This window comes from Streptomyces asoensis (genome assembly GCF_013085465.1).
GTDB classification, from domain to species: Bacteria; Actinomycetota; Actinomycetes; order Streptomycetales; family Streptomycetaceae; genus Streptomyces; species Streptomyces cacaoi_A.
On record NZ_CP049838.1, the window covers coordinates 1,497,474 to 1,522,325 of the forward strand.

The window sequence follows — 24,852 nt, forward strand, 5'->3', positions numbered from 1 at the left end:
CTAACGTGGTACTCGATCGCGGAACAGCACTGACGGAAGAAGGCGACCATGAGCAAGCCCACCTCCCTCGACGAGACCACTTCGGCCCCCGCCGTCACCGGCGAGCGCGCCGACCTGCTGGAGGCGCTCGCCAAGCAGCGGCACTTCCTGCGCTTCACCACCCGCGACCTCACCGATGAGCAGGTCGGTCAGCGCCCCACCGCGAGCGAACTCTGTCTCGGCGGGCTGATCAAGCACGTGGCCTCGGTCGAACGGGGTTGGGTGGCCTTCATCCTGGAGGGCCCGTCGTCGATGCCCGACTTCACCAGCATGACCGAGGCGGACTTCGCCAAGCGGGCCGACGAGTTCCGGATGCTGCCCGGTGAGACGCTGGCGGGGGTGCTGAAGGAGTACGCCGAGGTGGCGCACCGTACCGACGAACTGGTCGTGTCCCTGCCCGATCTGGACGCGGACCACCCGCTGCCGCCGGCGCCGTGGAACGAGCCGGGCGTGCGGTGGTCGGCCCGCCGGGTCCTGCTGCACATCGTCGCGGAGACCGCCCAGCACGCGGGCCACGCCGACATCATCCGCGAGTCCCTGGACGGGGCGAAGAGCATGGGCTGAGGCCCCGCGCGGAGGGCTGTCACCCGACCTCGAAGACATGCGTCTGCCAGGCCTCCAGGGCCACGAACAGACCGAGGTCGGCCAGTTCGCCGCCGTCCCGGTCGTACGTCTGTGACGTCAGCAGGTCGGTCAGGCGGTGCTCGTGCCCTGGCAGGTCGCCCCAGGGCAGGGGCAGCCGTGCCTGGGCCGGCCGGTCGGAGTGGTTGACGACGACCAGGTGGCGTACGTCCGCGTGCGTCCAGGTCCAGGCGAGCAGGTAGCGGTGGGTGTCGTTGTCCGGCCGGCCGGCCGGGGTGAGCGGCCGCCATTCGCCCCGGCGGACGGCGGCAGCGGCCGTCAGCAGCCGGTGGTGGAAGGCGCGCAGCGGCGCGTCGACGGGCTCCTGCGGTCTGCGTGCGAGGAACACCGGTGGACGGATCCGGCGCCCCTCGAACTGGCCCTCCTGCCACAGCGTCGCGCCGGGCAGCGTGGCGACGGCCACGGCTGCCGCCCGCCCCCGCGCGCCCGGCAGGGTGGCGGCGGCCCGTGGTTCGTCGTGGTTCTCGAGGAAGCGGACGAGGCCTCGCTGACAGGTGAGGTCGGCCCGCAGATGGGCGCGGACGGCGTCGGCGTCCTCGTGCAGGAGACGGTCGTACAGCCGCTTGTCGTAGCAGTGGTCGAAGCCCTGCCGCCGCAGGGCGTGTTCGAGGTCCCAGTACGCCTCCGCGACGAAGAGGAGGTCCGGGTGGCGCTCGCGGACACGCGGCAGGACGTACGGCCAGAAGTCCGCGGCGGGCGCCGGTCCGGCCCGGTCGCCCCACGTCTTCGCGAAGACGTCGTTCATCAGCAGCATCGCCATGTCGCAGCGCACGCCGTCCGCCTGGTCCCCGATGGACACCAGCGTGTCCACGGTCGCCGCGCGCAGAGCGTCGCCGAAGGCGTTCAGCTGGACGACGTCGGGCCAGGACGGGAAGAACGGGTCGCGCCCCCGGGCGAGGATCCGGCCGCCGGACTCCATGAAGTCGCCCGGGTTTCGGGACAGGTCGTCCGCGGTGCCCCGGATCAGGCGGTCGGGGTGCTCGATGACCCAGGGGTGGTCGGGGGCGACGTGGTTGGGGACGAAGTCGAGGATCAACCGCAGTCCGCGGGCGGCCAGCCGGGCCCTGGCCTCGGCGAGTCCTTCCGGTCCGCCGAACGAGGCGTCGACGACGTAGTCCCGTACGCAGTAGGGGGATCCGGCGATGTCCGCCTCGGTGACGTCGGACAGGGCGGCGCGGAACGACGTCCGCAGGGTCTCGTCGCTCAGCGCGATCCGCCGTCCGGCCGGGCTGCGCGCCCAGACGCCCATCAACCAGACCGTGTCGATGCCGGGCAGGGCGATCTCGTCCCAGGCCTCGCCGGGCACATCCCCCAGAGTGACCCGGCGCCCGTACCGTCCGCTCAACTCGCCCAGCCAGACAGCCGTGTTGATCTCGTAGAGCACCGTCATGACAGGGGCTCCCCGCGGTCGCCGCCGCTCGGCGTCCGCCGCGCCGTCGCCGTCCGTCATCGCCCGTCCTCCTCGCCACCACCCGCCACCTGGCTCCACCCTCGGGCGTCCGGGGGCGGGCCGCAATGACAGGGCGCGAGCACGGTCACGACTTGGGCCGAACGACCGACGCGCGGCGGGCCGAGCCGGTCAGCTCGCCAGACCGGCCTTCGTCAGCCACTCCTTCGCGACCGTGGCGGCGTCCTCCTTGTCGTTGACGAGCTTCTTCATCATCTCCACCAGGTCCTCGGTGGTGAGCTTGGCGGAGACGCCGTTGAGCGCCGCCTTGGCCGTGTCGTCGACCGCGGACTTGTAGACCAGGGGCGTGACGTTCTGCGAGGAGAAGAGGTTCTTCGGGTCCTCCAGCACCACCAGCTTGTCCTCGACGATGGCGGGGTCCGTGGTGTAGATGTTCGCGGCCTGCACCTTGTCGGACTTCAGCAGCTTCAGCAGGGTGCTCTGGGCGCCCGCGTCGAGCGGCTGGAACTTCCCGAACTCGACGCCGTAGACCTTCTTCAGACCGACCCAGCCCTGGGTGCGGGTCTTGAACTCCGAGCCGGCGCCGATCGTCCAGTCCCCGGCCACCGGCTTGAGGTCGGCGAGGGTCTTGAGGTTGTACTCGGCGGCGGTCTCGGCGGTGACCGTGACCGAGTCCTTGTCCTGCGCCGCGGCGGAGTCGAGTATCTCCACCGACGACGGGAGCTTCTTCTTCAGCTCGGCGTTGATGTCCTCCGTACCGGTCGCGGTGCTGGTCTTGTCGACCGCCGTCGCCAGCAGGGCGCCGTTGTACTCGGGGAAGACGGTGATGCCGCCCTTGACCACCTGGTCGTAGTAGACCTCACGGGCCCCGATGTCGAACTTGCGCGTCACCTTCAGGCCCTTGGCCTCCAGCGCCTCGGCGTAGATCTCGGCCAGCAGCTGGTTCTCGGGGAAGTTCGCCGAGCCGACGACGAGGGACTTGCCGTCGCCGCTGCCGGCACTGCCGCTGCCACCGGTCAGCGGGTTGCTGTCGCTGTCGTCGCCGCTGCCGCAGGCGGTCAGCGAGAGCGCGGCGACCAGGCCGAACGCGGCGCCCCTGGACACGCCTCTGGACAGGCGCCGCACGGTGTTCATGGTGTTCACGGGTGGTTCCTTTCTCAGGCCCCGAAATGCTCGGGAGAACTCAGGACTTCGACGCCGAGACCCGCAGGCCCGGCGAGACGAGGACGCGCCGCAGCGCGGTGAACGCGATCTGGACGACGAGCGCCAGCACGACGACGACGGTGGAGCCGCCGACGACCAGCTGGTAGTCGTTGCGGGAGAGCCCGTCGACGATGAATCGGCCCAGGCCGCCGAGACCGGGATAGGCCGCGACGGTCGCGGTGGCCACGACCTGGATCGCGGCGATCCTGAGGCCGAGGAGGATCAGCGGGAGAGCCATGGGCACCTCCACCCGCACCAGGACCTCCCACTCGGTCATGCCGACCCCTCGGGCCGCGTCCCGGGTGGCGGGGTCCACGCCCCGGACTCCCTCGAAGGTGTTGATGAGGATCGGCGGGACCGCGAGCGCGACCAGGGCGATCAGCACCGGCGTGGTGCTCAGCCCGGCGAGCGTGACGACGAGGACGACCAGGCCGAACGTGGGGATGGCCCGGGCCAGGTTGACCACGCCGGCCACGGCGAACGCGCCCCGGCCGGTGTGTCCGACGAGCAGCCCCAGGGTCAGTCCGATCAGAGCGGCGAACAGCAGCGACAGACCGCTGTAGGTGAGGTGTTCGACGAGCCGCCGGGGGATCCCCTCGTCGCCGTGCCACTGCTTCGAGGACGCCAGCCAGTCCCCCACGAGCCGGACCTGGTTCAGGAGATCGTTCATGACGACGTCACCTTGCTCCGGGACCACGGGGTGAGCAGCCGCTGCGCGAGGACCAGGAGCGCGTCGGTCGCGAGGGCGAGCAGCATGATCAGCACGATCGCGGTCACGATCGGGGTCGGGAAGTCGAGCTGGAGGCCACGGGTGATGTAGTAGCCGAGCCCGCCCTGTCCGATCAGCTGTCCCACGGCGACGAGGCTGATGGACGAGACGGCGGCGACACGTACGCCGGCGATGACGACGGGCACGGCGATCGGCAGTTCGACCTGGACGACCCGGCGTACCGTGCCGAATCCCAGCGCGGTGGCCGCCTGCCGGACCGGTTCGGGGACCGAGGCGAGACCGTCCACGACATTGGGCACCAGCACCGACAGCGTGTAGAGGGTCAGCGGGATCAGCACCGTGCGCTCGGTCAGCCCCGTGTACCTGACGAAGATCATGAACAGGGCCAGGGACGGTATCGAGTACAGGATGTTGGCCACGGTCAGCACCGGTGGGTACAGCCACCGCCAGCGGTGGCACGCGATCCCGAGCGGCACGGAGACGATCAGCCCGAACAGCACCGGCAGGAGGCCGAGCCTCAGATGGGCGCCGGTGTAGTCGGCCAGCTCGCCGGCATGATCGCCGATCCAGTCCCACCGGACCAGCGGCTCACCGCCGCTCATCGTTCACCACCGCCCACACCGTCGGCGGCGCCCGCCTTGCCCACGGCCGGCAGCTCGCCCGCTACGACCGTCTCCGCATCGGCTGCCGTCTCTCCGTCGGCTGCCGGCGTCTCCCCTCCGGACGGCGGCTCTCCGTCGGCTGCCGGCGTCTCCCCTCCGGCTGCCGGCGTCTCCCCTCCGGCTGCCGCCTCCGCGTCGGCGGCCGTCTCCGCGTCGGCGGCCGTCTCCGCGTCGGCGGCCGTCTCTCCGTCGGCGGCCGTCTCTCCGTCGGTGGACGGCGTCCCACCTCCGGCCGGCGTCTCCCCGTCGGCGGCCGTCTCCCCTCCAGCGGCGGCCGTCTCACCTTCGGCGGCAGCCGTCTCCCCTCCAGCGGCAGCCGTCTCCCCTTCGGCAGGTGTCGCTGCCACTTCTGCTGCGGCCGCCGCCGCTTCGGCGGCCGCCGTTACGGCGGACAGCTCGTAGGCGTCCGCGACGCCGATGACCGTGCCTTGCGCGTCCACGCCCACGGCGAGCCGGGAGGGCGACAGCAGCGCCGCGTCGAGGGCGGCCCGTGCCGAGTCGCCGACCAGGCTGAAGGTGTGGCCGAGCGGGGTCAGCGGCGCGTCCGCGAGCGTGCCGTGCTCCGGCAGCCCGGCGACCGCGGTCCAGCCGAGCGGGCGCCGGTCGTCGTCGACGACCAGCACCCAGGATTCGTCCGCGGCTCGGGCGAGGGCCACCGCGGAGGTCGCCGGCAGCACCGGTCCGGCGCGCAGCGGCACCTCGGCCGCCTTGACGAAGGACAGCCGGCGGATGCCCCGGTCCTGCCCCACGAAGCCGGCCACGAACTCGTCGACGGGACGGGCGAGCAGCCGCTCGGGGGTGTCGAACTGCGCGAGCCTGCCGCCGGTCCGGAACACCGCGATGTTGTCGCCGAGCCTGATCGCCTCGTCGATGTCATGGGTGACGAACACGATCGTCTTGTGCAGCTCCTTCTGGAGCCGGAGGAACTCGTCCTGGAGCTCCGCACGCACGATCGGGTCGACGGCACTGAACGGCTCGTCCATCAGCAGCACCGGAGGGTCGGCGCCCAGCGCCCTGGCCACCCCGACGCGCTGCTGCTGTCCGCCGGAGAGCTGGTTCGGGTACCGCTTGGCCATCTCGGGCGGCAGCCCCACCAGTTCCAGCAGTTCCGCCGCCCGTGCCCGCGCCTTCTTCCGGCTCCACCCGAGGAGCAGCGGGACGGTGGCTATGTTGTCGAGGACGGTGCGGTGCGGGAACAGTCCCGCGTGCTGGATCACGTACCCGATGCCACGGCGCAGTTCGGGGGCGTGGACCTCCCGGATGTCCCGGCCGCGCAGGCTCACCGTCCCGGCGGTCGGCTCGACCATGCGGTTGATCATGCGCAGGGTCGTGGTCTTGCCGCACCCGGAGGGACCGACGAGAACCGTGATGCCGCCCTCGGCCAGCTCCAGGGACAGATCGTCCACGGCCGTGGTGCCGTTCGGATAGTTTTTGCTCACCGCGTCGAACCTGATCAAGGCTGCCCCTTACCCCGACTGCATATGGTCATGCAGAGTTACCGGTGGCTGAATGGCAGTCAATGCCCGACTGTAAACGGCGCGTTACGTTCGTACGAAATCAACAAATCCCCAGCTCCGAGGTAGGTACAGGCCCCATGGAACCGGTCTGGTTCACGTTCCTGAACGGTTCGGACATCGAGCGGCTCGAGCTGACCGACACCGAGATACTCGACGCCGTCGAGGACGGACTGCGCGCCCAGGGTCTGGGCGAGACGGTGATCGAGCCACGTGTGCATCTCATGCCCGATCCCGCGTTCCACGGTCACTTCAACGTCCTCCGCGGCTATGTCGCCCCGCTCTCGCTGGCCGGGGTCAAGATCGTGGGCGACTACGTGGGCAACTACCGGCAGGGGCTGCCCTCCGAGATGGCGCTGCTCAACCTCTTCGACCCACGCACCGGCATGCCGGTGGCCGTACTCGACGCCACCGCGATCACCGAGATGCGCACCGGCGCCCTCACCGCGCTGGGCGCACGCCACCTCGCCCGCCCGGACGCCCGGGTGCTCGGGCACATCGGCGCCCGCGCCACGTCGTACTGGAACGTCCGGCTGCTCGACCGGATCTTCGACCTGACCGAGATACGCGTCCACTCGCGCCGCCCCGAGAGCCGGCGGGCCTTCGCCGAGCGGCTGGAGCGGGACCTCGGCAAGCCGGTCGTCGTGACGGAAGACTGGCGCAGTTGTGTGGAGGGCGCGGACATCGTCGTGGAGGCGTCCCGCCTGGAGCGGCCGGAGCAGCTGCTGAGGACCGAGTGGATCGCGCCCGGCGCGCTGGTCGTGCCCTACGGGACGAACAGCGCCGTCGAACTCACCCTCACGGACATCATGGACAAGATCGTCGTCGACGACTGGGGCCAGGCGCACGCCGGACCGTTCGGCGCGCTGCGCGCGCACGTCGACTCGGGCAGGCTGAACGAGACCAATCTGCATGGCGAGTTGGGCGAGATCGTGGTCGGCCGCAAGCCCGGCCGGGAGAGCGCGGACGAGACGAACCTGTTCTGGCACCGCGGCCTCTCGCTCTCCGACATCGCGCTGGGCGCGGCCCTGCTCAGGAAGGCCGAAGAGCGCGGCCTCGGCCAGAAGCTGCGGTTCTCGTGACCGGCGTCGCGGTCACCGACGTCCTCGTCGACGGACGGACGCTGTCCTACGACGATGTCGTCGCGGTCGCCCGGCACGGGGCCCGGGTGGTCCTCGCGGACGAGGTGCTCCCCCGGCTGACGCGCGACCGGGCCGTCGTGGACGACGTCGTCGACCGCCAGGTGCCGACGTACGGCCTGACCACAGGCCTCGGCGCGCGCTCCTCGTACGCCCTGCCCCGCGCCGAGCTCGAGCGCTTCAGCGTCCGTACGGTCCGGGGACGGGCCAACGCGGTCGGTGAACCCCTGCCCGTGCCCGTCGTGCGCGCGGCCGTCCTCGCCCGGGTGAACGGCATCGCGGGCGGCGGCAGCGGGGTACGGCCGGAGATCCCGCGGCTGCTGGTGGACATGCTCAACGCGCGGGTGCATCCCGTGATCCCCGAGGTGGGGTCGATCGGCGCCTCCGACCTGTGTCAGATGGCCCATGTCGGCCTGGTCGTCATCGGTGAGGGCGGCGCCGAGTTCGCCGACGAGGTGCTCGACGGCGGCGCGGCCCTGCGGCGGGCCGGTCTCACCCCGGCGACGCTGGGCCCCAGGGACGGGCATGTGCTGTGCAGCGCGAGCCCGCTGGCCGCCGGCGTGGGCGCCCTCGCCCTGCACGAGGCGGCCGCCGTCCTCACGCTCGCCCAGGCCGTCACGGCGCTCACCTACGAGGGCTTCCGGGCGAACACGGGTCCGCTCGACGCCCGGGTGCTGGGCCTGCGTCCCGCCCCCGGTCAGTCCCGCGCGGCGGCCGGCCTGCGCGCTCTGCTGGCCGGAGGCGAGCTGGGCGATCCCCGCAACGCGCGACGGGTGCAGGACCCCGTCAGCCTGCGCTGCGCGGCCCAGGTGCACGGGGCGCTGCACACCGCGCTGGACTTCGCCGACGCCGCGCTGCGACCGGAGCTGAACGGCTGCGGTGACAACCCGGTGGTGCTGGCCGGCGGCGACAACCCCGTGAAGCCGGCCGGCGGCGGCGAGATCCTCTCGTCCGGCAACTTCCACACCCCGGCCCTGGCCCTCGCCTTCGACACCCTCGCGCTGGCCCTGACGCAGACCGCGTCGGTGTCCGCCGAACGCATGCGGCGCCTGCTGGAGCCCGCCGTCAGCGGACTGCCCGCGAACCTCTCGCCGTACGGCCCGGAGCGCTCGGGCTTCGCACCGCTGACCAAGACGGCGCAGGCCCTCGTCGCCGAGATCCGCATGCTGTCCGTACCGGTGAGCACCGACCCCCGGCACGGCGCGGACGCCGTCGAGGACGACTCGACCAACGCGGCGCTCGGGGCACGGCGGCTGACGACGATCCTGGTCCGGCTGCGGCACCTGCTCGCCGTGGAGGCCGTGGTCGCCGCGCAGGCGGTGGACCTGGCGGCGCCGTCGGAGCTGGGGCGGGGCCCGGCGCTCCTGCACCATGCGATCCGCGCGATCGTGCCCCGCCTGGACGACGACCGGCCCTGCGGGGTGGACGTGGAGGCGGTGAGCCGTGACGTCCTGGGCCGCGAGGACGTGCGGAGCACACTGCACACGTGGGTGACGGAGGCGGCGAGGGAAGCGGCCGCCCCGGAAGGAGCGTCATGACGGATATCGACGTCCACCAGCATCTGTGGACCCCGTCCCTGGTGGCGGCGCTGCGGTCGCGCCGCGAACCGCCGTACCTGGACGGCTGGACGCTCCACCTGGACGGTGAGCCGCCCTACGAGGTCCCGCCCGCCGACCACGACGTGGCCCGGCGCACGGAGATCGCCGCGGCCGACGGGCTCGGCCGGGCGCTCGTCTCGCTGTCCGCCCCGATCGGGGTGGAATGGCTGCCCCCGGCCGAGGCGCGCCCCCTGCTCGACGCCTATCACCAGGGCGCGGCCGCCCTCCCCGAGCCGTTCGGCGCCTGGGCCGCGGCCTGCGTGCGGGACATCGACGCGCGGCTGCTGGCCGAGGACCTCGACCAGGGGTTCGTCGGGCTCCAGCTGCCGGCGAACGCCCTGGCCGACGCGGGCGGTTACGCGCGCTGCGCCCCGCTGCTGGATCTGCTCGAGGCACGCGGCCTGCCGTTGTTCGTCCATCCGGGGCCGGCGGCGCCCGGCGGGTCCGAGGTGCCGGGCTGGTGGCCCGCGATGGTCCCCTACGTCCAGCAGATGCACTCCGCCTGGTTCGCCTTCCGGGCCTTCGGCCGGCCGCGCCACCCACGGCTGCGGGTGTGCTTCGCGCTGCTGGCCGGCCTCGCGCCGCTGCACGGAGAACGCCTCGCCGCGCGTGGCGGAGGGTGGGAGGAGGCCGACCCGGGCGTCTTCGTCGAGACGTCCTCGTACGGTCCCGGTGCCGTCGAGGCAATCGTCCGTGCCCTGGGCGCCGGTGCCGTGGTGCTGGGCACCGACCGGCCGTACGCGGGGCCGCCGGAGCAACCCGGCTTCGGCCTGGGCGAGGCGGCAGCGCACGCCTTCGGCGCCACCAATCCCCGACGCCTGCTCACCGGAGGTCGCTGACGGGCCGCCGGCAACCCCGCTCGACCCCTGACGGCTCGCTCACCGAGAGGCGGTGACCGGTCGGCCGCACCCCCGCTCGACCCGCGACGGCCTGCTCGACGGAGTCGGTGTCCGGCCGCCCGGCAACCCCGTTCGATCCCCCGCCACAGCCGGCCTTCACGGCGTCGGATCGTCGATCCCCCTCGTCATGGTCCATTGACGGCCTCGGTACGACCGGCCACAATCCTCCCATGGATGTGACCGGTCACACGCCGCTTTCGGCAGCGGCTGCCGCGGACGCCCCGCAGCGCCTCACCGTCGACCTCGCCGTCTCCGAAGGGCCGGTGCTGCTCGGCGCCAACGGCGCGTTGTACGGGATCGGCGACGACGGGGTACCGAGTGACGCCGCACTCGCCCCGCTGAAGATCACCAGCATCACGCAGAAGCCGGAGCGCGGCGCCCAGCACCCCAACGGGGACGCGCTCTCCGTCGCCGGGTCGTTCTTCCGCAACGGCGGCGGCGAGATCAACGTGATGATGCAGGACGTCTACGCCGAGTGGCCGTACGAGAACCTGGGCATCGACGACTACCTCCCCAAGGTCGACAGGATCGTCAAGGAGGTGTCGGCGGACCCGCACGGCGACCGCTTCGTCTACATCCCGTTCAACGAGCCCGACTGCATCTGGTACGACCTCGGCGTCAGTGACCAGGCGCGGTACGAGACCAACCGCGACCGGTTCTTCGAGGACTGGAAAACCGTGTACCGGCGCATCCGCGCCCTCGCCCCCGACGCCAGGATCGCCGGGCCCAACGAGACGGGCTACCACACCCGCCTGATGACCGACTTCCTCGCCTTCGCCCAGCGGGAGAACGTGCTGCCCCACGTCGTGACCTGGCACGAGTTGGGCCCGGACTCGCTGCGGGACTTCCAGGGTCATCACGACGACTACCGTGCGATCGAGCGCCGGTTGGGCATCGCACCGCTGACGATCAGCATCGACGAGTACGCCAACCGCCGTGATCTGTCCGTGCCGGGACAGCTCGTGCAGTGGGTGTCGATGTTCGAGCGGAACAAGGTGTACGCCAACCAGGCCTACTGGGACGCCGCCGGCAACCTGGACGGCAACGTGGTGCGCACGAACATCCCCAACGGCGGCTGGTGGTTCTTCCGTTGGTACGCCGGACTGACCGGCGACACCGTCGAGGTCACCCCGCCGCAGCCGCACACCGTCGACACCCTCCAGGGCCTCGCCTCGCTCGACACCTCGCGCCGTCAGGCCCAGGTGCTGCTCGGTGGCTCGGACGGCGACACGGACGTCGTGGTGCGCGGCGTCCCCCGGTCCGTCTTCGGCCGCACGGTCGTCGCGACCGTCGCCGAGGCCGCATGGTCGGGCTACGAGGGACAGCACGCCGCTCCGCGGGTCCTCGCCCGCACCGGGCTCGAGGTGGCGGCCGACGGTTCGGTGACCGTGCCGCTGCGCGACGGGCACCGGATGTCCGCGTACCGGATCGTCCTCACGCCCGGCGGCGCCGGCACCCCGTCCGTCGCGTCCGTGCCCTGGTCGGCGTCGTACGAGGCCGAGGACGCGGCGATCACCGGCGGCCGGGTCCACACCCGGGGGACGGTCGCCGACCCCAACGGCTACGCGGCCTCCGGCACGAAGGACGTCGACTCCCTCGACACCGCTTCCAGCCGAGTCGACCTCACGGTGACGGTCCCGGCGGACGGGACGTACGACCTGGCGATCCTCTACGGCAACCAGTCGGGCGCCCCCGCCACCCAGAAGCTGCTCGTCGACGGCACGGACCCGGTCACGGTGACATACCCCTCCACACAGAACTGGGCCTACCGCGCCAAGAAGGACCTCGGTGTCGAGCTGTCGGCCGGCACCCATGTGCTGACCCTCGCCAAGGGCGACGCCGCGGTCACCCTCGACCGCGTCGACCTCACCGCGCGCACCGGCGCACCGTCGGCGTCGTACGAGGCGACACTCGCGGACATCGGCGGCAGCCCGTCGTACGACTACTCCTCGTCGGCCGGAGTGGGCACGGGCGCCCTGGTCCTGCGGGAGGGGGACCGGGCCGTCTTCGACGTCTACGCCCCTCGCGACGGCTACTACACGGTCGTGCCGCGAGCCTCGGCGGCGGTGCGGCTCACTCTGCACGGCGAGCGGGTGCCGGCGGCGCCGGACCGGCCGCTGCGGCTCTACCTGGTGGCGGGCAACAACCGCGTCGCGCTGACCGCGGGGCACTCGGCCGTCCGGTCCCTCGACGTCTCGGGGGCGGGCTCGACCGACGGCACCCTCTCCTACGCCGCCGCGTCCGCCGTCCTCACCGGCGGGGCGAAGCTCGTCGACTCCGCCCACGCCTTCGGCGGCTCCTGCATCGACGACCTCGGCAACAGCCCTGTCGGCGCGGCCGAGTTCACGGTGCACGCGCCGGACTCCGGCCGCTACATGCTGGTCGTGCACTACGCGCACGACGACCGCCGCGACAACGGCCACGCCTACAACACCGACATCCTGTCCCGTACGGCGGATCTCACCGTCGGCGGCGGAGCACCACGGAGGCTCACCTTCAAGAACACCTGGAGCCGGGACGACTACTGGACGCTGGGCGTCCCCGTCGACCTGCGCGAGGGCGTCGAAAGCGTGACCTTCCGCAACGCGACGGGCCGGGCCCCGCGCATCGCCCGCATCGAACTGGGCCGGATCCACTGCCGGACGTAGTCCGATGCGCGCACATGCTCCGAGGTCAGCGGCCGACGCCGATCAGGCCCGTCAGATAGCGCCACAGCGACGAGCGCTGCCGGACCGCCGGATCGGGCAGTCCGATCCCGGCCGGTTCCTCGGCGGCCGCGGCCTGCGAGGACGGCGGCTCCGGCATCGTGGCCAGTTCGTACCGTACGGGCAGCGAGCGCAGTCCGCGCATGAAGGGCGAGGAGCGCCACGGCAGTTGGTCGACGGGGAGGGCGAGGTCCAGGTGGGTGAACCGCTCGAACAGCCGGCCCACGCCGACCGCCGCGACCGTCGACGCGAGCTCGCGCGCCGGGCACTGGCGACGGCCCGCGCCCCAGGCCAGGTGCGCCCGGGTGCTGACCGTGGTGCCGGATTCGACGTGGTCGGCGAAGAGCGGGTCGGCGTGCGCCGCCGCGGAGGAGACCCACACCGGGTCGCCGGCCCGGATCGTGTAGTTCCCGAGCCGGGTGTCCTCGGCCGCGAAGCGCGGCACGAAGTTCACCAGCGGCGGCTTGCGCATGACCACCCGGTTCATGCTCTCCCTGACCATCCCGGCGGACAGGCTGGCCCGCACGCCGCCCTCACCCGAGATGACCTCGACCACCGTGTTGGAGATGAGGATGCCGACATGGTCGGAGGTCATGCCCAGCAGCATGAACAACTCACGGGCGAGCTCGTCGAGCGAGAGTTCGGGATGCGCGGCCAGCAGGTACGAGGGGAAGTCCTCCCCCGGCTTCTCCAGCTTCCCCGCCGCCAGTTCGGCCAGCGCCGCAAGGAGCCGCTCCAGGGCGGGCTCCGCGTCCGGACCCGCGTCCAGTACCCGCCACATGTCCATCAGCGCGTCGTCGCCCTGCGAACCGGGGAAGCCGAGCAGATGGCTGGCCACCATCAGCGGCAGCGGCCGGGAGAACTGGGCGGAGAGGTCCGCCCAGCCCGTGCCGCCGGCCTGCCCCACCAGGCTGATCAGTTCGTCGGCGTAGGCGCCGACGGCCGTCTTCAGCCTCTTGGCCTGCGGGTGGCGCGGGTCCTGGAACGGCTTGAGGGCCGCGTCCCAGGCCGTCCGCAGCGGCCGGTAACCGGGGCCGCCCTGGATCAGCACATGGTTGACCTCGAGGGACGGTCCGAGCGGCCAGTCGGCCGGCACCCTGCCCTCCGACCGGGCCCGCCACTTCTCCAGCCCCTTGGGCCACCCGGCGTCGTCCTGGAGCACCTCGAGCGACTCCCGGTATCCCAGGACCAGCCAGGCGGGCACCCCCAGCAGGTCGACCGGCGCGACCGGACCGTGCTGTTGCCTGAGCCGCTCGTACACGAGCGAGGGGCGCGTCTCGTAGTCCCGGGTCAGCAGCGGTTCCGGAGTCATCGTCTCCAACCGCGCGCCGTCCAGGTCCACGGATCCGCCGTCACCCACCTGCGATTCCATCGCTCTGCCGCCCTCCGACACTCCCCGTACCGGCGCGTGGTCATTCGGTAGCCGGAACCGGTCGGACCCTATCCCAGGACCCGTCCGCGGTGAACGACGGGGGCGCTGCGGGCCGCGATCCCGGGACTGCCGTGTCCCCCAACGCGGCACCGCATCAACTCGGCCGGTTCACTGAGCGGTTGACCTCCGCCTGAGCGGGACCGCGCGAGCGTCCGGCGCCGTCGCCTTGTCACGCCAGGACGAACCTGCGTCCCCGAGGACTCAACTCACGCAAACAGAACGGTGATCCCTCCGGTTCGCTCCCGCATCGCTGCCATATTCGAGAACCACTTCGGAGGTGGCTGTGACGCGAGAGGCGACAACATCCCTGGCTACGGCGACGGCGGCAGAGATACCGACAACGACGAGCACGGCGGACCGCACCGCCGACCGTATCGCGGACCTGACACGCCGTCAGGCACAGGCGATGGTGCCGGGCACGCCCAGGAGATCCGGGGCCCTCGGTGCGCGGGAGCGGATCGAGCGGCTGCTGGACGAGGGCTCCTTCACGGAGACCGGCGGGTTCGTCCGGGCGCGGTCCACGGGGGACGGTGCCCGCCGGCCCTACGGGGACGGGGTCGTCACCGGGTACGGCACGGTCGACGGACGGCCGGTCTGTGTGTTCGCCCAGGACTCCACGGTCTTCGGCGGCAGCATGGGCGAGGCCTTCGGCGAGAAGACCGTGGCCCTCATGGACCTCGCGCTCAAGACGGGCTGTCCGGTCGTCGGGCTCAACGACTCCGGCGGCGCCCGGATCCAGGAGGGCGTCTCCTCGCTCGCCCTCTACGCCGAGCTGGTGCGCCGCAACGTACGGGCGTCCGGGGTGATCCCGCAGATCTCGGTCGTCCTGGGCCCCTGCGCGGGCGGCGCCGCGTACTCGCCGGCCATCACCGACTTCACCGTGATGGTGGACGGCGTCTCGCACATGTTCGTCACCGGGCCCGACGTCATCGAGGCCGTCACCGGCGAGCGCACCACCGCCGAGGAGCTGGGCGGCGCCCGCGCCAGCAACTCCGTCAACGGCAACGCCCACTTCCTGGCCGTCGACGAGGAGGACGCCCTCGACACCGTGCGCGACCTGCTGTCGTACCTGCCCGCCAACAACCTCGGGCGGCCGCCGGAGTACGCTCCCACGCCCGCCCCCGACGGGGCCCGGCTCGACACGCTGGTCCCCGACCGGACCGGCCAGGCCTACGACATGCGCGACCTCCTGCACACGGTCGTCGACGACGGCGAACTGCTCCAGGTGCAGGAGCTGTTCGCGCCGAACATCATCTGCGCCCTGGCCCGGGTCGAGGGCGCCACCGTCGGGGTCGTCGCCAACCAGCCGATGCACGCGGCCGGCGTCCTCGACATCGACGCCTCCGAGAAGGCCGCGCGGTTCGTGCGGTTCTGCGACGCGTTCGGCATCCCGCTGCTGACCTTCGCCGACGTCCCCGGCTATCTCTCCGGTGTCAGCCAGGAACAGGCCGGCATCATCCGGCGCGGCGCCAAGCTGCTGTACGCCTACGCCGAGGCGACGGTCCCGAAGATCACGGTGGTGGTGCGCAAGGCCTACGGGGGCGGGTACGCGGTGATGGGCTCCAAACACCTGGGCGCCGACCTCAACCTCGCCTGGCCCACCGCCCGTATCGCCGTCATGGGCGCGGAGGGCGCCGTCGGCGTGCTGCACCGGCGTGAACTCGCCGCGGCCGACGACCCCGAGGCGCTGCGTGCCCGTCTCGTCGCCGCGTACGAGGCCACCCACGGGACGCCCTACCCCGCCGCCGAACGCGGGTACGTCGACGCCGTCATCGCCCCCCGCGACACCCGCGCCCACCTGTGCCGTGCCCTGCGCGCGCTGCGCGGGAAGCGCGCCCCGATGCCGGAGCGCCGGCACGGCAACATCCCGCTCTGATCCGCCCGACCCGCCAGCCGACACCGCGCCGTGAGGAGCCACGCCCGATGGACAGCCGCCCCCCGCTCGCGCCCGCGTACCGGACTCTGCCCGAGTACCTGCGGCACTGGGCCGAAACCGCCCCCGACCGCCGGGCGTTCACCTTCGTCGACCACCCCGGCCCGCATTCGCGGGGCGTACACCGCACGCTGACCTGGCGGAGTCTGGACAGCCGCGTGCGGGCGCTCGCGGCCCGGCTCGCCGAGGAGGCCGAGCCCGGGGCGCGGGTGGCGCTGCTGTGCCCTCAGGGAACGGAGTACGTCACCGGTTTCCTGGCAGCGCTGGCCGCCGGGCTGGTCGCCGTACCGCTGTATCCGCCCGGCCTGCCCGGCCACGGGGACCGGCTCGCCTCGGTGCTGGCCGACGCGCGTCCCGCGGTCGTGGTGACCACGAGCCGGGCGATGGCGGAGGTGGCGGACCTCTGCGCGCGTGCGCAGGTGCCGGCCGTCGCGGTGGACCGGGTCCCCGACACCGCCGCCCGGGACCGGCCGGTGGCCGCGCCGGACGCCGGGGCGACCGCCTATCTCCAGTACACCTCCGGATCCACCCGCGCCCCGGCGGGCGTGGAGATCACCCACGCCAACGTGGTCGCCAACGCCCGCCAGGCACTGACCGCCTACGGCGCCGACACGGCCCCGGTGACCTGCGTGGGCTGGCTGCCGCTCTACCACGACATGGGGCTCGTGCTGAGCGTCGCGGCACCTGTCGTCCAGGGTCGCCTGTCGGTGCTCATGGACCCGGCAGCGTTCCTGCACGAGCCGGCCCGCTGGCTGCGACTGCTCGCCGCGCATCCGCACGCGCTGAGCGCCGCGCCCAACTTCGCCTACGACTACTGCGTCTCCGCCGTCACCGACGCGCAGAAGGCGGAGCTGCGCCTGGACGGTGTCGCCGCGTTGATCAACGGCAGTGAACCGGTCCGGCCCGGCACCGCCGACCGCTTCCACGCGGCGTTCGCCGCCCAGGGCCTTGCCGCGGACGTCCACTGTCCGTCGTACGGGCTCGCCGAGGCCACCGTCTTCGTCAGCGCCGCCCGGCCCGGTGAGCCGTTGCGCCGGTTCGCCCTCGACCGGGACGCCCTCGCCGCCGGCAAGGCCCTGCCCGCGCGGCCCGACGACGCCGACGCCGTGCAGCTGGCGGGCTGCGGTACCCCGGCGGGCCAGCAGGTCCACGTCGTCGATCCCGTCTCCGGCGACTCCCTCTCCGAGGGGGAGGTCGGCGAGATCTGGGTGCGGGGCCCCAACGTGGGGCGCGGTTACTGGAACAACGAGGCCCAGAGCCGGCGTGTCTTCGGTGCCCGGCCGGCCGGCGCCCCGGGCGGCTGGCTGCGCACCGGCGACCTGGGGACGGTACTGGACGGACAGCTGATCGTCACCGGCCGGCTGAAGGACCTCATCGTCGTCGACGGCCGCAACCACTACCCGCAGGACCTGGAGGCCACCGTCCAGGACGCGCATCCGGCCGTGCGACGCGACCGGCTCGCCGCCTTCGGCGTCCCGGGCGACGCGGGTGAGCGCGTGGTCGTGGTGGCCGAGCACACGCGGGCCACCCGTCTCGACGGGATCGACGTACCGGCCCTGGCGCGGGCCGTGCGCGCGGCCGTCTCCGCCCGGCACGGCCTGCGGCTCGCCGACGTCGTCCTCGTCGCTCCCGGCGCCGTGCCCCGGACGTCCAGCGGCAAGGTGGCGCGGGCCCTGACCCGGGCCCGGTATCTGGAGGGCGCCTTCGGGGCGGGGAGGGCGCGATGAGCGCCGTCGACGAGGGCGCGCTGCGCCGTCTGATCGCGGAACGGGTCGCCGCCTGGAACGGCACCGGCGACGACGTACCGATGGACCTGCCGCTGGCCGACCTCGGCATGTCCTCACGGGACGCGGTCGGCCTGGCCGGGGAACTGTCCCGGCTGACGGGCCGCGAGCTGCCGGCGACGCTGCTCTGGTCGGCGCCCACGCTGGAGGCTCTGGTGGCGCAGCTGAGTGGCCCGGCGGCACGGCACCTCCCCGCGCCGCCGGCGGCCCCTCCCCCGGCGGCGCTCGACGAGCCCGTCGCGGTCATCGGGGTCGGGTGCCGGCTGCCCGGCGGGGTGCGTGGCCCGGCCGACTACTGGCGGCTGCTGGGCGACGGGACCGACGCGATCGGGCCGGTCCCGGCGGACCGGTGGCGGGACTTCACCGCCTTCCCGCCCGCCGACGCGCCCGCGTACGGCGGCTACCTCGACGACATCGCCGGGTTCGACGCCGACTTCTTCCGCATCACACCGCGCGAGGCCACGGTGATGGACCCGCAGCAGCGGATGCTCCTGGAGGTCGTCCACGAGACGCTCGACCACGCCGCCGTCCCGGCCGCCACCCTCGCCGGCTCGGCCACCGGCGTCTTCGTCGGCGTCTGCTCCCCGGAGTACGGACAGCTCACCGGCGCCCGAGCGGCCGCCGTCGATCCATGGGCCCCGGCGGGCGCGGCGCTCGGTGTGACCGCGGGCCGGCTGGCGTACGTCCTGGACACCCGCGGGCCGAGCATGGCCGTCGACACCGCTTGTTCGTCCTCGCTCGTCGCCGTGCACCACGCCTGTGTCAGTCTGCGCACCGGCGAGAGCGACCTGGCGATCGCCGCCGGGGTCAACCTGCTCCTGTCGCCCGTCGTCGGCGTCGCGTTCGCGCGGGCGGGCGCCCTCGCGCCGGACGGCCGCTGCAAGCCGTTCGCCACGGCGGCCGACGGCATCGGGCGCGGCGAGGGATGCGCGGCCGTGCTGCTGAAACGGCTGTCCGACGCCGAGCGCGACGGTGACCGCGTCCTCGCGGTCGTCCGCGCCACCGCCGTGAACTCCGACGGCCGCTCCAACGGCCTCCTCGCCCCCAACCCGGCGGCGCAGCAGGCCCTGTTGAGCACCGCCTACGCGCGGGCCGGGCTGGCCCCGGCGCATATCGACTACGTCGAGGCGCACGGCACCGGCACCCCGCTCGGCGACCCGATCGAGGCGGGCGCGCTCGACACGGTCCTGGGCCCGGGCCGCGACCGCGACCAGCCGCTGCTGCTCGGCTCCGTCAAGGGCAACCTCGGGCATCTGGAGTCCGCGGCGGGCATCGCGGGCCTGGTGAAGACGGTCCTCGCGCTGCATCACGACCGCGTTCCGCCGTCGCTGCACTGCGCGCACGGCAGCGCCCTGGACGGCGTACGACTGCGGGTGGTGACCGAGCCCGAGCCCTGGCCCCGCTACGGCGGCACGGCCACCGTGGGGGTGTCGGCCTTCGGGTTCGGCGGTACCAACGCCCATGCCGTACTGGAGGAATGGCGGCCCGACACGCTGCCGCCACCCCCGGCCGAGGAACCGGCCGCCCGGCTGCACCTGCTGTCCGACGTCGACACCGAGCGGGTCCGGGACACCGCGGCCCGGCTCGCCGGGTGGCTCCGCACGCCCGGGGGGCGCGCCGCCCGTCCGGCCGACGTGGCCCGTACGCTCGCCGGACGCACTGGGCGCGGGCCGGTACGCGCCGCCGTGGTCGCCCATGACCGGGAGGAACTGGCCGACGCGCTGGGCGCGTTGGCGCAGGACCGGCCGCACGCGCGGGTGCTGACCGGCGACCGCGATCGGGTCGGGCGCGGTCCGGTGTGGGTGTTCTCCGGGTACGGCAGCCAGTGGCCCGGCATGGGGCGTCGCCTGCTGGCCGAGGAACCGGCCTTCGCGGCCGCCGTGGAGAAGCTCGACGCGCAGCTCGCCGTCGCATGCGGCTTCTCGCTCCACGACCAGCTGGCCTCCGGAGCGGCGCTCGACCGTGTGGAGATCGCCCAACCCGTGCTGTTCGGGCTCCAGTTGGCGCTCGCCGAGTTGTGGCGCTCGTACGGCGCCGAACCGGCGGCCGTGATCGGTCACTCCCTGGGCGAGGTGGCCGCCGCCGTCTGCGCGGGTGCCCTGGACGTGTCGGACGCGGCCCGGGTCGTCGCCGTGCGGGCCCGGCTGCTGGGCGGGTTGCACGGCGGCGCGATGGCCGTCGTCGACCTGGACGACGGCGAACTGGCCGACCTGGAGCGCGACTTCCCGGGCGTCCGGGTCGCCGTCCACTCCTCGCCCCGGCAGAAGGTCGTCACCGGGGACGAGGAGGCGGTCACCCGGCTCGTGCGCCGACTCGAGGAGCGGGGCCGCGCCGCCCGGGCCTTGCGGGTCGTCGGCGCCGGACACTCGCCCCAGGTGGACCCGCTGCTGCCGGAGCTCACCGACGCCCTGTTCGACGTCGGGGGCAGGCCCGCGCGCGTCCCGGTCTACTCCACCGTCCTCGACGACCCGCGCGGCGACTGCCGGTTCGACGCCGCCCACTGGGCCGCCAATCTGCGCCGTCCCGTGCGCCTGGACCGGGCCCTCGCGGCGGCCGCCGCCGACGGCCACACCGCCTTCGTCGAGATCTCGCCACATCCGGTCCTGGCCCGGCCGGTGACCGACACGGTGCCCGGCGCCCTCGCGGTGGGCACCCTGCGCCGCGGCGCGGACGGCTGCGCCGGGTTCCTCTCGGAGCTGGGCACCCTGTACGCGGCCGGCCTGCCCCTGCCGCGGCCGCCCGGCCGGGTCGTCGACATGCCCGCACCGCGCTGGCGGCACGCCCGGTACTGGTGGACGGACGGCCGGGCCCCCGTCGCGCCGCCGGCAGTGGCGGCGGGGCGATGGGCCGAGCCCTCCGCACCGGGCGAGGAGGCCGACGCACCGGGCGAGGAGGCCGACAGCCCGGGTGAGGAGACCGACGGCCCGGTCTCGATCGCCGCCCGCCTCAGCCACCACATCGCCGCCGTCACCGGCCACCCGACGGCCCGCGTCACGCCTGCCACGGCGCTGGCCGACCTCGGCCTGGACTCGCTGATGGCCGTCCGTATCCGCACAGCCCTGGAACGCGAGTTCCGGATCGACCTGCCGTTGCGCGACCTGCTCGGCTCCGCCACCGTCGACGAGGTGGCCGACCGCATCCGACAGGCCCTTCCCGCAACGGCGACTGCGACTGCGACTGCGGTTGCGGTTGCGGTTGCCAGGGACGAGGGGGAGGGGCCCTCACCGCTGCGGGCCCTGCGCACCGCCGGCTCCCGGCCGCCGCTGTTCCTGTTCCACGCGGCCGGTGGCCGCGCCGACGTCTACCGCGCACTCGCCGAACGGCTCGGGGACGACCGTCCGGTGCACGGGCTGGAACGGCTGGAGGACGCCCGTACCGTGCCGGAGAAGGCACGCCGCTATGCCGAGGCGATCACCGCCGCCCATCCCGACGGGCCTCTTCTGCTGGGCGGTTGGTCCTTCGGCGGCTTCCTCGCCCAGGAGACGGCCCGACAGCTCACCTCCGTCGGACGGGCCGTGCCGCTCGTCGTGCTCATCGACTCGGTGCGGCCCCTCCTCCGACCCGACCGTAGGCAGGCCGACCGGCTCCGCGCGCACTTCACGGGCTTCGCCCGGCACGTCGCCGACACCTACGGGGTGCGGCTGCGGCTGCCGTACGACGAACTCGTGGCGATGGACGACGACCGCGAGCGCATCGACCTCGTGCTGCGGACCCTGCGCGGCGCCGTCGAGGTACCGGCCGCCGCGCTGGAGCACCAGCGTGCCTCCTACCTGGACCTGAGGGTCGGGGAGGCCCACCGTCCGGGCCGCCACGACGGCCGCGTGGTCCTGTACCGGGCCACCGAACCGGCTCCGCACACCGTGCGCGACCCGGCCTACGAACGCGACGACGAGACCCTCGGCTGGGACGAGGTGTGCCCGCGTCTGACGGTCGTACCGGTCCCGGGGCACCACCTCTCGCTGCTCGACCCGCCGCACGTGGACGAGATCGCCGCCCATCTGCGGCAGGTGCTCGCCACGCCGAGCGGACCCGCTGAACCGGACTGAGGAGCCGCCATGCCGCAGCACACCGCCCGACCGTCCCGACGCGCCGTCACCAGGGCCGCGGCGGCCACCGGCCTGGCCGCCCTGTTCGGCGCCACCGCCGCCACGGCACACGCCCGGGCCGCGACCCGGCTGGGGCCGCGGACCTTCGACGTGTCCGTGTCCTCCGCCGCGCTGGGCCGCAGCGCGCCGGTCCGACTGATCCTGCCGTCGGACTTCGACGCCCGGCCCACGCGGAGCTACCCCGTCCTGTATCTCCTGCACGGCGCCCACGACGACTACACGTCCTGGACCCGGGAGACGGACATCGAGGCCTTCACCGAGGGCCGCGACCTGATCGTGGTCATGCCGGACGCGGGCCCCACGGGCATCCCGACCGCATGGCGCGGCGGCCCCGACTACGAGACCTTCCAGCTCCAGGAGGTCCCGGCGCTGCTGGCCCGCGACTACCGGGCGTCCGGCGTGCGGGCCGTCGCCGGGGTCTCCACCGGAGGCTACGGCGCGATGGCGCACGCGGCCCGCCACCCGGGCACGTTCACCGCCGCGGCCTCCTACAGCGGCATCCTCGACACCACCGCCCCCGGCGTGCCCGCTCTCCTGGACGCCATCGTGGCCCGCGAGAACCTGGCCCCGCACTCGCTCTGGGGCAGTCCGCTGCTCAACGCCCTCACCTGGCGCGACTTCAACCCGCGCGCCCGGGCCGCCGGGCTGCGCGGCACTCCCCTGTACGTCTCCAGCGGCAGTGGGGTGGTCGGCGGCATCGGCGACTGGCTGCCCGAGGCGCTGGAGAGCACCCTGTGGCCCTCCGCGCACGGCTTCACCGACCTCCTCGCGCTCCTCGGCATCCCGGCCACCACCCACTACTACGCGGGAGGAGGACACAGCTGGACCTACTGGAAGCGGGAGTTCACCGCCTCGTGGCCGATGCTCGCCGGTGCGCTGGGGGTGCCGGAGTGATGTCGGTGCAGCCGGGGCACGGAACGGAGCGCAGGGGGCGTCCGTCCAACACAGGACGTCCCCCTCGTCCCACGGGCAACAGCGCGTGGGCGAGCCGCCTCCGGGTGAAAGGAGTGTCCGTCGTGGCTGTGCCCACCCCGCGCGGCGTGCCCACCGATCCCGGGACCGTTTCGGTTCCGCCCGATCTGGCCGAGTTACTGCGCGCCCAGTTGGAGGGCGTCGCCGACGAGGTGGAGGAGGAGGTCCGACGGCAGGTGCCCGAGTACGCGCGGCCGGCCGACGGGACCTACGGCCGCAATCTCCGGGCCGGAGTGGTGCAGGCGCTCACGTTGTTCGTCGACCACATCGCCGACCCGCGCGGCCACGGAGCCGCCATCGCCGCGACGTACTACGAACTCGGGCGCGGCGAGGCACTCGAGGGCCGCAGTCTGGACGCGTTGCAGTCCGCGTTACGGGTGGGCGGGCTGCACGCCTGGCGGCTGATGAGCCGTACGGCGGAGGAACTCGGGCTGGACTCGACGGTCGTCGCCGCACTCGGCGAACTGGCGTTCCGGACCGTGCACGAGGTCGCGGAGGCAGCAGCCGCGGGCTACGCGGAGGCACGGTCACACAACACGGACGAGCTGGAACGGCGCCGCCGACGCCTGCTCGATCTGCTGCTGGGCGACGGACCGGTGTCCCCGGAGGCGGTGCAGGACCTGGCGCACGGAGCACGCTGGCGGGTGCCGTCACGGGTCGCCGTCGTCACGCTGGCGGCCACCGCGGACCCGCATGCTGCGGACGGGCCACCGGCGATGCCCGGGGCGCTGATGGACATGGGGTCACGGCCGCCGCGCGTGCTGGTGCCGGACCCGGAGGGCTCCGGGCGGTTCGGCGGCCGGTCGTTCCTGCTGGGCCTCCAGGGCCGCCCGGCGGCGATCGGCCCGACGGTCCCCGTCACCGAGGCCGCGCAGTCGCTGCGCTGGGCCACGCGGGCGCTGGGGCTGATGGGGCGCGGGATCCTGCCCCGGCAGGGCGTGGTGCGGTGCGACGACCACCTGTCGGCCCTGTTGCTGTACAGCGACGAGCCGCTGCTCGCCCACCTGCGGACGCGGGCCCTCAGGCCCCTCGACGCCGCTTCCGAGGGACAGCGCGCCCGGCTGGCCGAGACGCTGCTGGCCTGGCTGCTCAGCGGCAGCAACGTGCCCGATGTCGCCGCCCGGCTCCACATCCATCCGCAGACGGTCCGCTACCGCCTGCGCCAGCTGGAGAAGCTCTTCGGCGACGCCCTGCACGACCCCGGCGCCCGCCTGGATCTGATCCTGGCCCTGCGCTCCGCGAACTACTCCTGATGGCCGAACCACCCCTGATGGCCACCGGCACCACCCGGGCCCGGGCCCACTCACCACGGAACAAAAACAAGCGGAATTTCTGAATTCCCGTCCATAACACCCGGCCAGGAAACGCGAATACCTTCGGGACTGTCCTTTTCATCAGGCGCTTCACGCGCCCCACCCGCAAAGGATCCCCATGCGTATCCGCTTGTGTCTCGCCGCGCTCTCCCTCGTCGGCGGGGCGGGACTCGTCACTCTCTCGACACCCACCGCAACCGCCGCCACCTGCTCGGACATTGACGTCGTGGCCGCTCGCGGCACCTTCGAACCGGGCACGCTCGGCCTGATCGTCGGCGACCCGGTGTTCTCCGCACTCCAGAAGAAACTGACAGGCAAAAGCCTGTCCAGCTACGCGGTGAACTATCCCGCAGACCTTTCCCTGACATCGGCCGCGCAGGGAAACGCGGATCTGGTGAACCACGTCAAGGCGCAGGCGACGGCCTGCCCGAATCAGCGTTTCATTCTCGTCGGATATTCGCAGGGCGCGAATGTCGTCGACAATTCCATCGGCATCAGCAGTGCCGGCGCGGTGGTCGGCAGCCCCATCGTCGCGACCCTCCCCACGGCGGTCGAGCCGAAGGTCGCCGCGGTCCTGCTGTTCGGCAACCCGATCCGGGCCCTCGGCAAGAGCGTCACCGGCACCTACCAGAGCCGCACCATCGACTTCTGCGCCACCGGTGACCCCATCTGCGAGAACGGCGGCGACGACGTACTGGCGCATCTCGGCTACACCTCCGACGCCACCGCGGCGGCCACGTTCGCCGCCGGCAAGGTCTGACCGCACCGGCACA

The 24,852-nt window shown here is 73.2% G+C and carries 16 protein-coding genes and 1 pseudogene; 11 read left to right on the forward strand and 6 right to left on the reverse strand.

The genetic code is table 11. The features are described 5' to 3' along the window. The first annotated feature begins 48 nt into the window (after positions 1-48). Positions 49-603: a DinB family protein gene (locus G9272_RS06685; protein WP_171395669.1), complete on the forward strand. Its 555-nt coding sequence runs from the start codon at positions 49-51 to the stop codon at positions 601-603. A gap of 19 nt (positions 604-622) precedes the next feature. Here G9272_RS06685 and G9272_RS06690 read toward each other — a convergent pair whose 3' ends face one another. From G9272_RS06690 to G9272_RS06710, 5 genes and pseudogenes are all read right to left on the reverse strand, one after another. Further along, a complete protein-coding gene (locus G9272_RS06690; protein ID WP_171401883.1) occupies positions 623-2,071 on the reverse strand; it encodes an alpha-amylase family glycosyl hydrolase in 1,449 nt (482 codons plus the stop codon). A gap of 189 nt (positions 2,072-2,260) precedes the next feature. Beyond that, complete coding sequence (locus G9272_RS06695; protein ID WP_253268180.1) at positions 2,261-3,223, reverse strand: ABC transporter substrate-binding protein; 963 nt, start codon at positions 3,221-3,223, stop codon at positions 2,261-2,263. Positions 3,224-3,272: 49 nt separating this feature from the next. Next, positions 3,273-3,962, reverse strand: a complete 690-nt coding sequence (locus tag G9272_RS06700) for an ABC transporter permease (RefSeq protein ID WP_171395670.1) — start codon at positions 3,960-3,962, stop codon at positions 3,273-3,275. Then, positions 3,959-4,624, reverse strand: a complete 666-nt coding sequence (locus G9272_RS06705; protein ID WP_171395671.1) for an ABC transporter permease — start codon at positions 4,622-4,624, stop codon at positions 3,959-3,961. The genes G9272_RS06700 and G9272_RS06705 overlap by 4 nt, the downstream gene beginning before the upstream one ends. A 344-nt stretch (positions 4,625-4,968) precedes the next feature. Further along, positions 4,969-6,141, reverse strand: a pseudogene (locus G9272_RS06710) (ABC transporter ATP-binding protein); the annotation flags it as partial. A gap of 137 nt (positions 6,142-6,278) precedes the next feature. On the opposite strand from G9272_RS06710, the gene G9272_RS06715 reads away from it, so the two are divergent. The 4 genes from G9272_RS06715 to G9272_RS06730 all read left to right on the forward strand — a co-directional run bounded on the left by G9272_RS06715 (position 6,279) and on the right by G9272_RS06730 (position 12,482). Then, positions 6,279-7,280 carry an ornithine cyclodeaminase family protein gene (locus G9272_RS06715; protein ID WP_171395672.1) on the forward strand — a complete coding sequence of 334 codons (1,002 nt, stop codon included), beginning with the start codon at positions 6,279-6,281 and terminating at the stop codon, positions 7,278-7,280. Then, the gene (locus G9272_RS06720) at positions 7,277-8,875 is read left to right on the forward strand and encodes an HAL/PAL/TAL family ammonia-lyase (protein ID WP_171395673.1); all 1,599 of its coding nucleotides are present in this window, start codon (positions 7,277-7,279) and stop codon (positions 8,873-8,875) included. The genes G9272_RS06715 and G9272_RS06720 overlap by 4 nt, the downstream gene beginning before the upstream one ends. Continuing rightward, on the forward strand, positions 8,872-9,774 hold the full coding sequence (locus G9272_RS06725; RefSeq protein ID WP_171395674.1) for an amidohydrolase family protein: 903 nt from the start codon (positions 8,872-8,874) through the stop codon (positions 9,772-9,774). The genes G9272_RS06720 and G9272_RS06725 overlap by 4 nt, the downstream gene beginning before the upstream one ends. Before the next feature lie 230 nt (positions 9,775-10,004). Then, complete coding sequence (locus G9272_RS06730; protein ID WP_171395675.1) at positions 10,005-12,482, forward strand: CBM35 domain-containing protein; 2,478 nt, start codon at positions 10,005-10,007, stop codon at positions 12,480-12,482. Between the two features lie 25 nt (positions 12,483-12,507). Here G9272_RS06730 and G9272_RS06735 read toward each other — a convergent pair whose 3' ends face one another. Beyond that, positions 12,508-13,911, reverse strand: coding sequence for a cytochrome P450 (locus G9272_RS06735; protein ID WP_171395676.1), 1,404 nt, complete (start codon positions 13,909-13,911; stop codon positions 12,508-12,510). A gap of 466 nt (positions 13,912-14,377) precedes the next feature. Here G9272_RS06735 and G9272_RS06740 point away from each other — a divergent pair, with 466 nt between their 5' ends. The 6 genes from G9272_RS06740 (at position 14,378) to G9272_RS06765 (ending at position 24,839) form a co-directional block, all read left to right on the forward strand. After that, positions 14,378-15,847 carry an acyl-CoA carboxylase subunit beta gene (locus G9272_RS06740; RefSeq protein WP_253268181.1) on the forward strand — a complete coding sequence of 490 codons (1,470 nt, stop codon included), beginning with the start codon at positions 14,378-14,380 and terminating at the stop codon, positions 15,845-15,847. A 47-nt stretch (positions 15,848-15,894) separates the two neighbouring features. Beyond that, on the forward strand, positions 15,895-17,631 hold the full coding sequence (locus G9272_RS06745; protein ID WP_171395677.1) for a fatty acyl-AMP ligase: 1,737 nt from the start codon (positions 15,895-15,897) through the stop codon (positions 17,629-17,631). After that, positions 17,628-21,734 (forward strand): type I polyketide synthase, encoded by a 4,107-nt coding sequence (locus G9272_RS06750; RefSeq protein WP_171395678.1) that lies wholly within the window; start codon positions 17,628-17,630, stop codon positions 21,732-21,734. The genes G9272_RS06745 and G9272_RS06750 overlap by 4 nt, the downstream gene beginning before the upstream one ends. Positions 21,735-21,743: 9 nt before the next feature. Then, on the forward strand, positions 21,744-22,688 hold the full coding sequence (locus G9272_RS06755; RefSeq protein WP_171395679.1) for an alpha/beta hydrolase: 945 nt from the start codon (positions 21,744-21,746) through the stop codon (positions 22,686-22,688). Between the two features lie 122 nt (positions 22,689-22,810). Continuing rightward, positions 22,811-24,019: a PucR family transcriptional regulator gene (locus G9272_RS06760; RefSeq protein WP_171395680.1), complete on the forward strand. Its 1,209-nt coding sequence runs from the start codon at positions 22,811-22,813 to the stop codon at positions 24,017-24,019. A gap of 178 nt (positions 24,020-24,197) precedes the next feature. Continuing rightward, positions 24,198-24,839, forward strand: coding sequence for a cutinase family protein (locus tag G9272_RS06765; protein WP_171395681.1), 642 nt, complete (start codon positions 24,198-24,200; stop codon positions 24,837-24,839). Positions 24,840-24,852: the final 13 nt, after the last annotated feature.

Excerpts from the sequence above, each read along its gene's own strand:
- G9272_RS06730 (WP_171395675.1), top strand. The coding sequence starts at position 10,005 with ATGGATGTGACCGGTCACACGCCGCTTTCGGCAGCGGCTGCCGCGGAC.
- G9272_RS06700 (WP_171395670.1), bottom strand. The coding sequence starts at position 3,962 with ATGAACGATCTCCTGAACCAGGTCCGGCTCGTGGGGGACTGGCTGGCG.
- G9272_RS06750 (WP_171395678.1), top strand. The coding sequence starts at position 17,628 with ATGAGCGCCGTCGACGAGGGCGCGCTGCGCCGTCTGATCGCGGAACGG.
- G9272_RS06695 (WP_253268180.1), bottom strand. The coding sequence starts at position 3,223 with ATGAACACCGTGCGGCGCCTGTCCAGAGGCGTGTCCAGGGGCGCCGCG.
- G9272_RS06765 (WP_171395681.1), top strand. The coding sequence starts at position 24,198 with ATGCGTATCCGCTTGTGTCTCGCCGCGCTCTCCCTCGTCGGCGGGGCG.
- G9272_RS06715 (WP_171395672.1), top strand. The coding sequence starts at position 6,279 with ATGGAACCGGTCTGGTTCACGTTCCTGAACGGTTCGGACATCGAGCGG.
- G9272_RS06685 (WP_171395669.1), top strand. The coding sequence starts at position 49 with ATGAGCAAGCCCACCTCCCTCGACGAGACCACTTCGGCCCCCGCCGTC.
- G9272_RS06745 (WP_171395677.1), top strand. The coding sequence starts at position 15,895 with ATGGACAGCCGCCCCCCGCTCGCGCCCGCGTACCGGACTCTGCCCGAG.
- G9272_RS06725 (WP_171395674.1), top strand. The coding sequence starts at position 8,872 with ATGACGGATATCGACGTCCACCAGCATCTGTGGACCCCGTCCCTGGTG.
- G9272_RS06690 (WP_171401883.1), bottom strand. The coding sequence starts at position 2,071 with ATGACGGTGCTCTACGAGATCAACACGGCTGTCTGGCTGGGCGAGTTG.
- G9272_RS06705 (WP_171395671.1), bottom strand. The coding sequence starts at position 4,624 with ATGAGCGGCGGTGAGCCGCTGGTCCGGTGGGACTGGATCGGCGATCAT.
- G9272_RS06755 (WP_171395679.1), top strand. The coding sequence starts at position 21,744 with ATGCCGCAGCACACCGCCCGACCGTCCCGACGCGCCGTCACCAGGGCC.
- G9272_RS06740 (WP_253268181.1), top strand. The coding sequence starts at position 14,378 with ATGGTGCCGGGCACGCCCAGGAGATCCGGGGCCCTCGGTGCGCGGGAG.
- G9272_RS06735 (WP_171395676.1), bottom strand. The coding sequence starts at position 13,911 with ATGGAATCGCAGGTGGGTGACGGCGGATCCGTGGACCTGGACGGCGCG.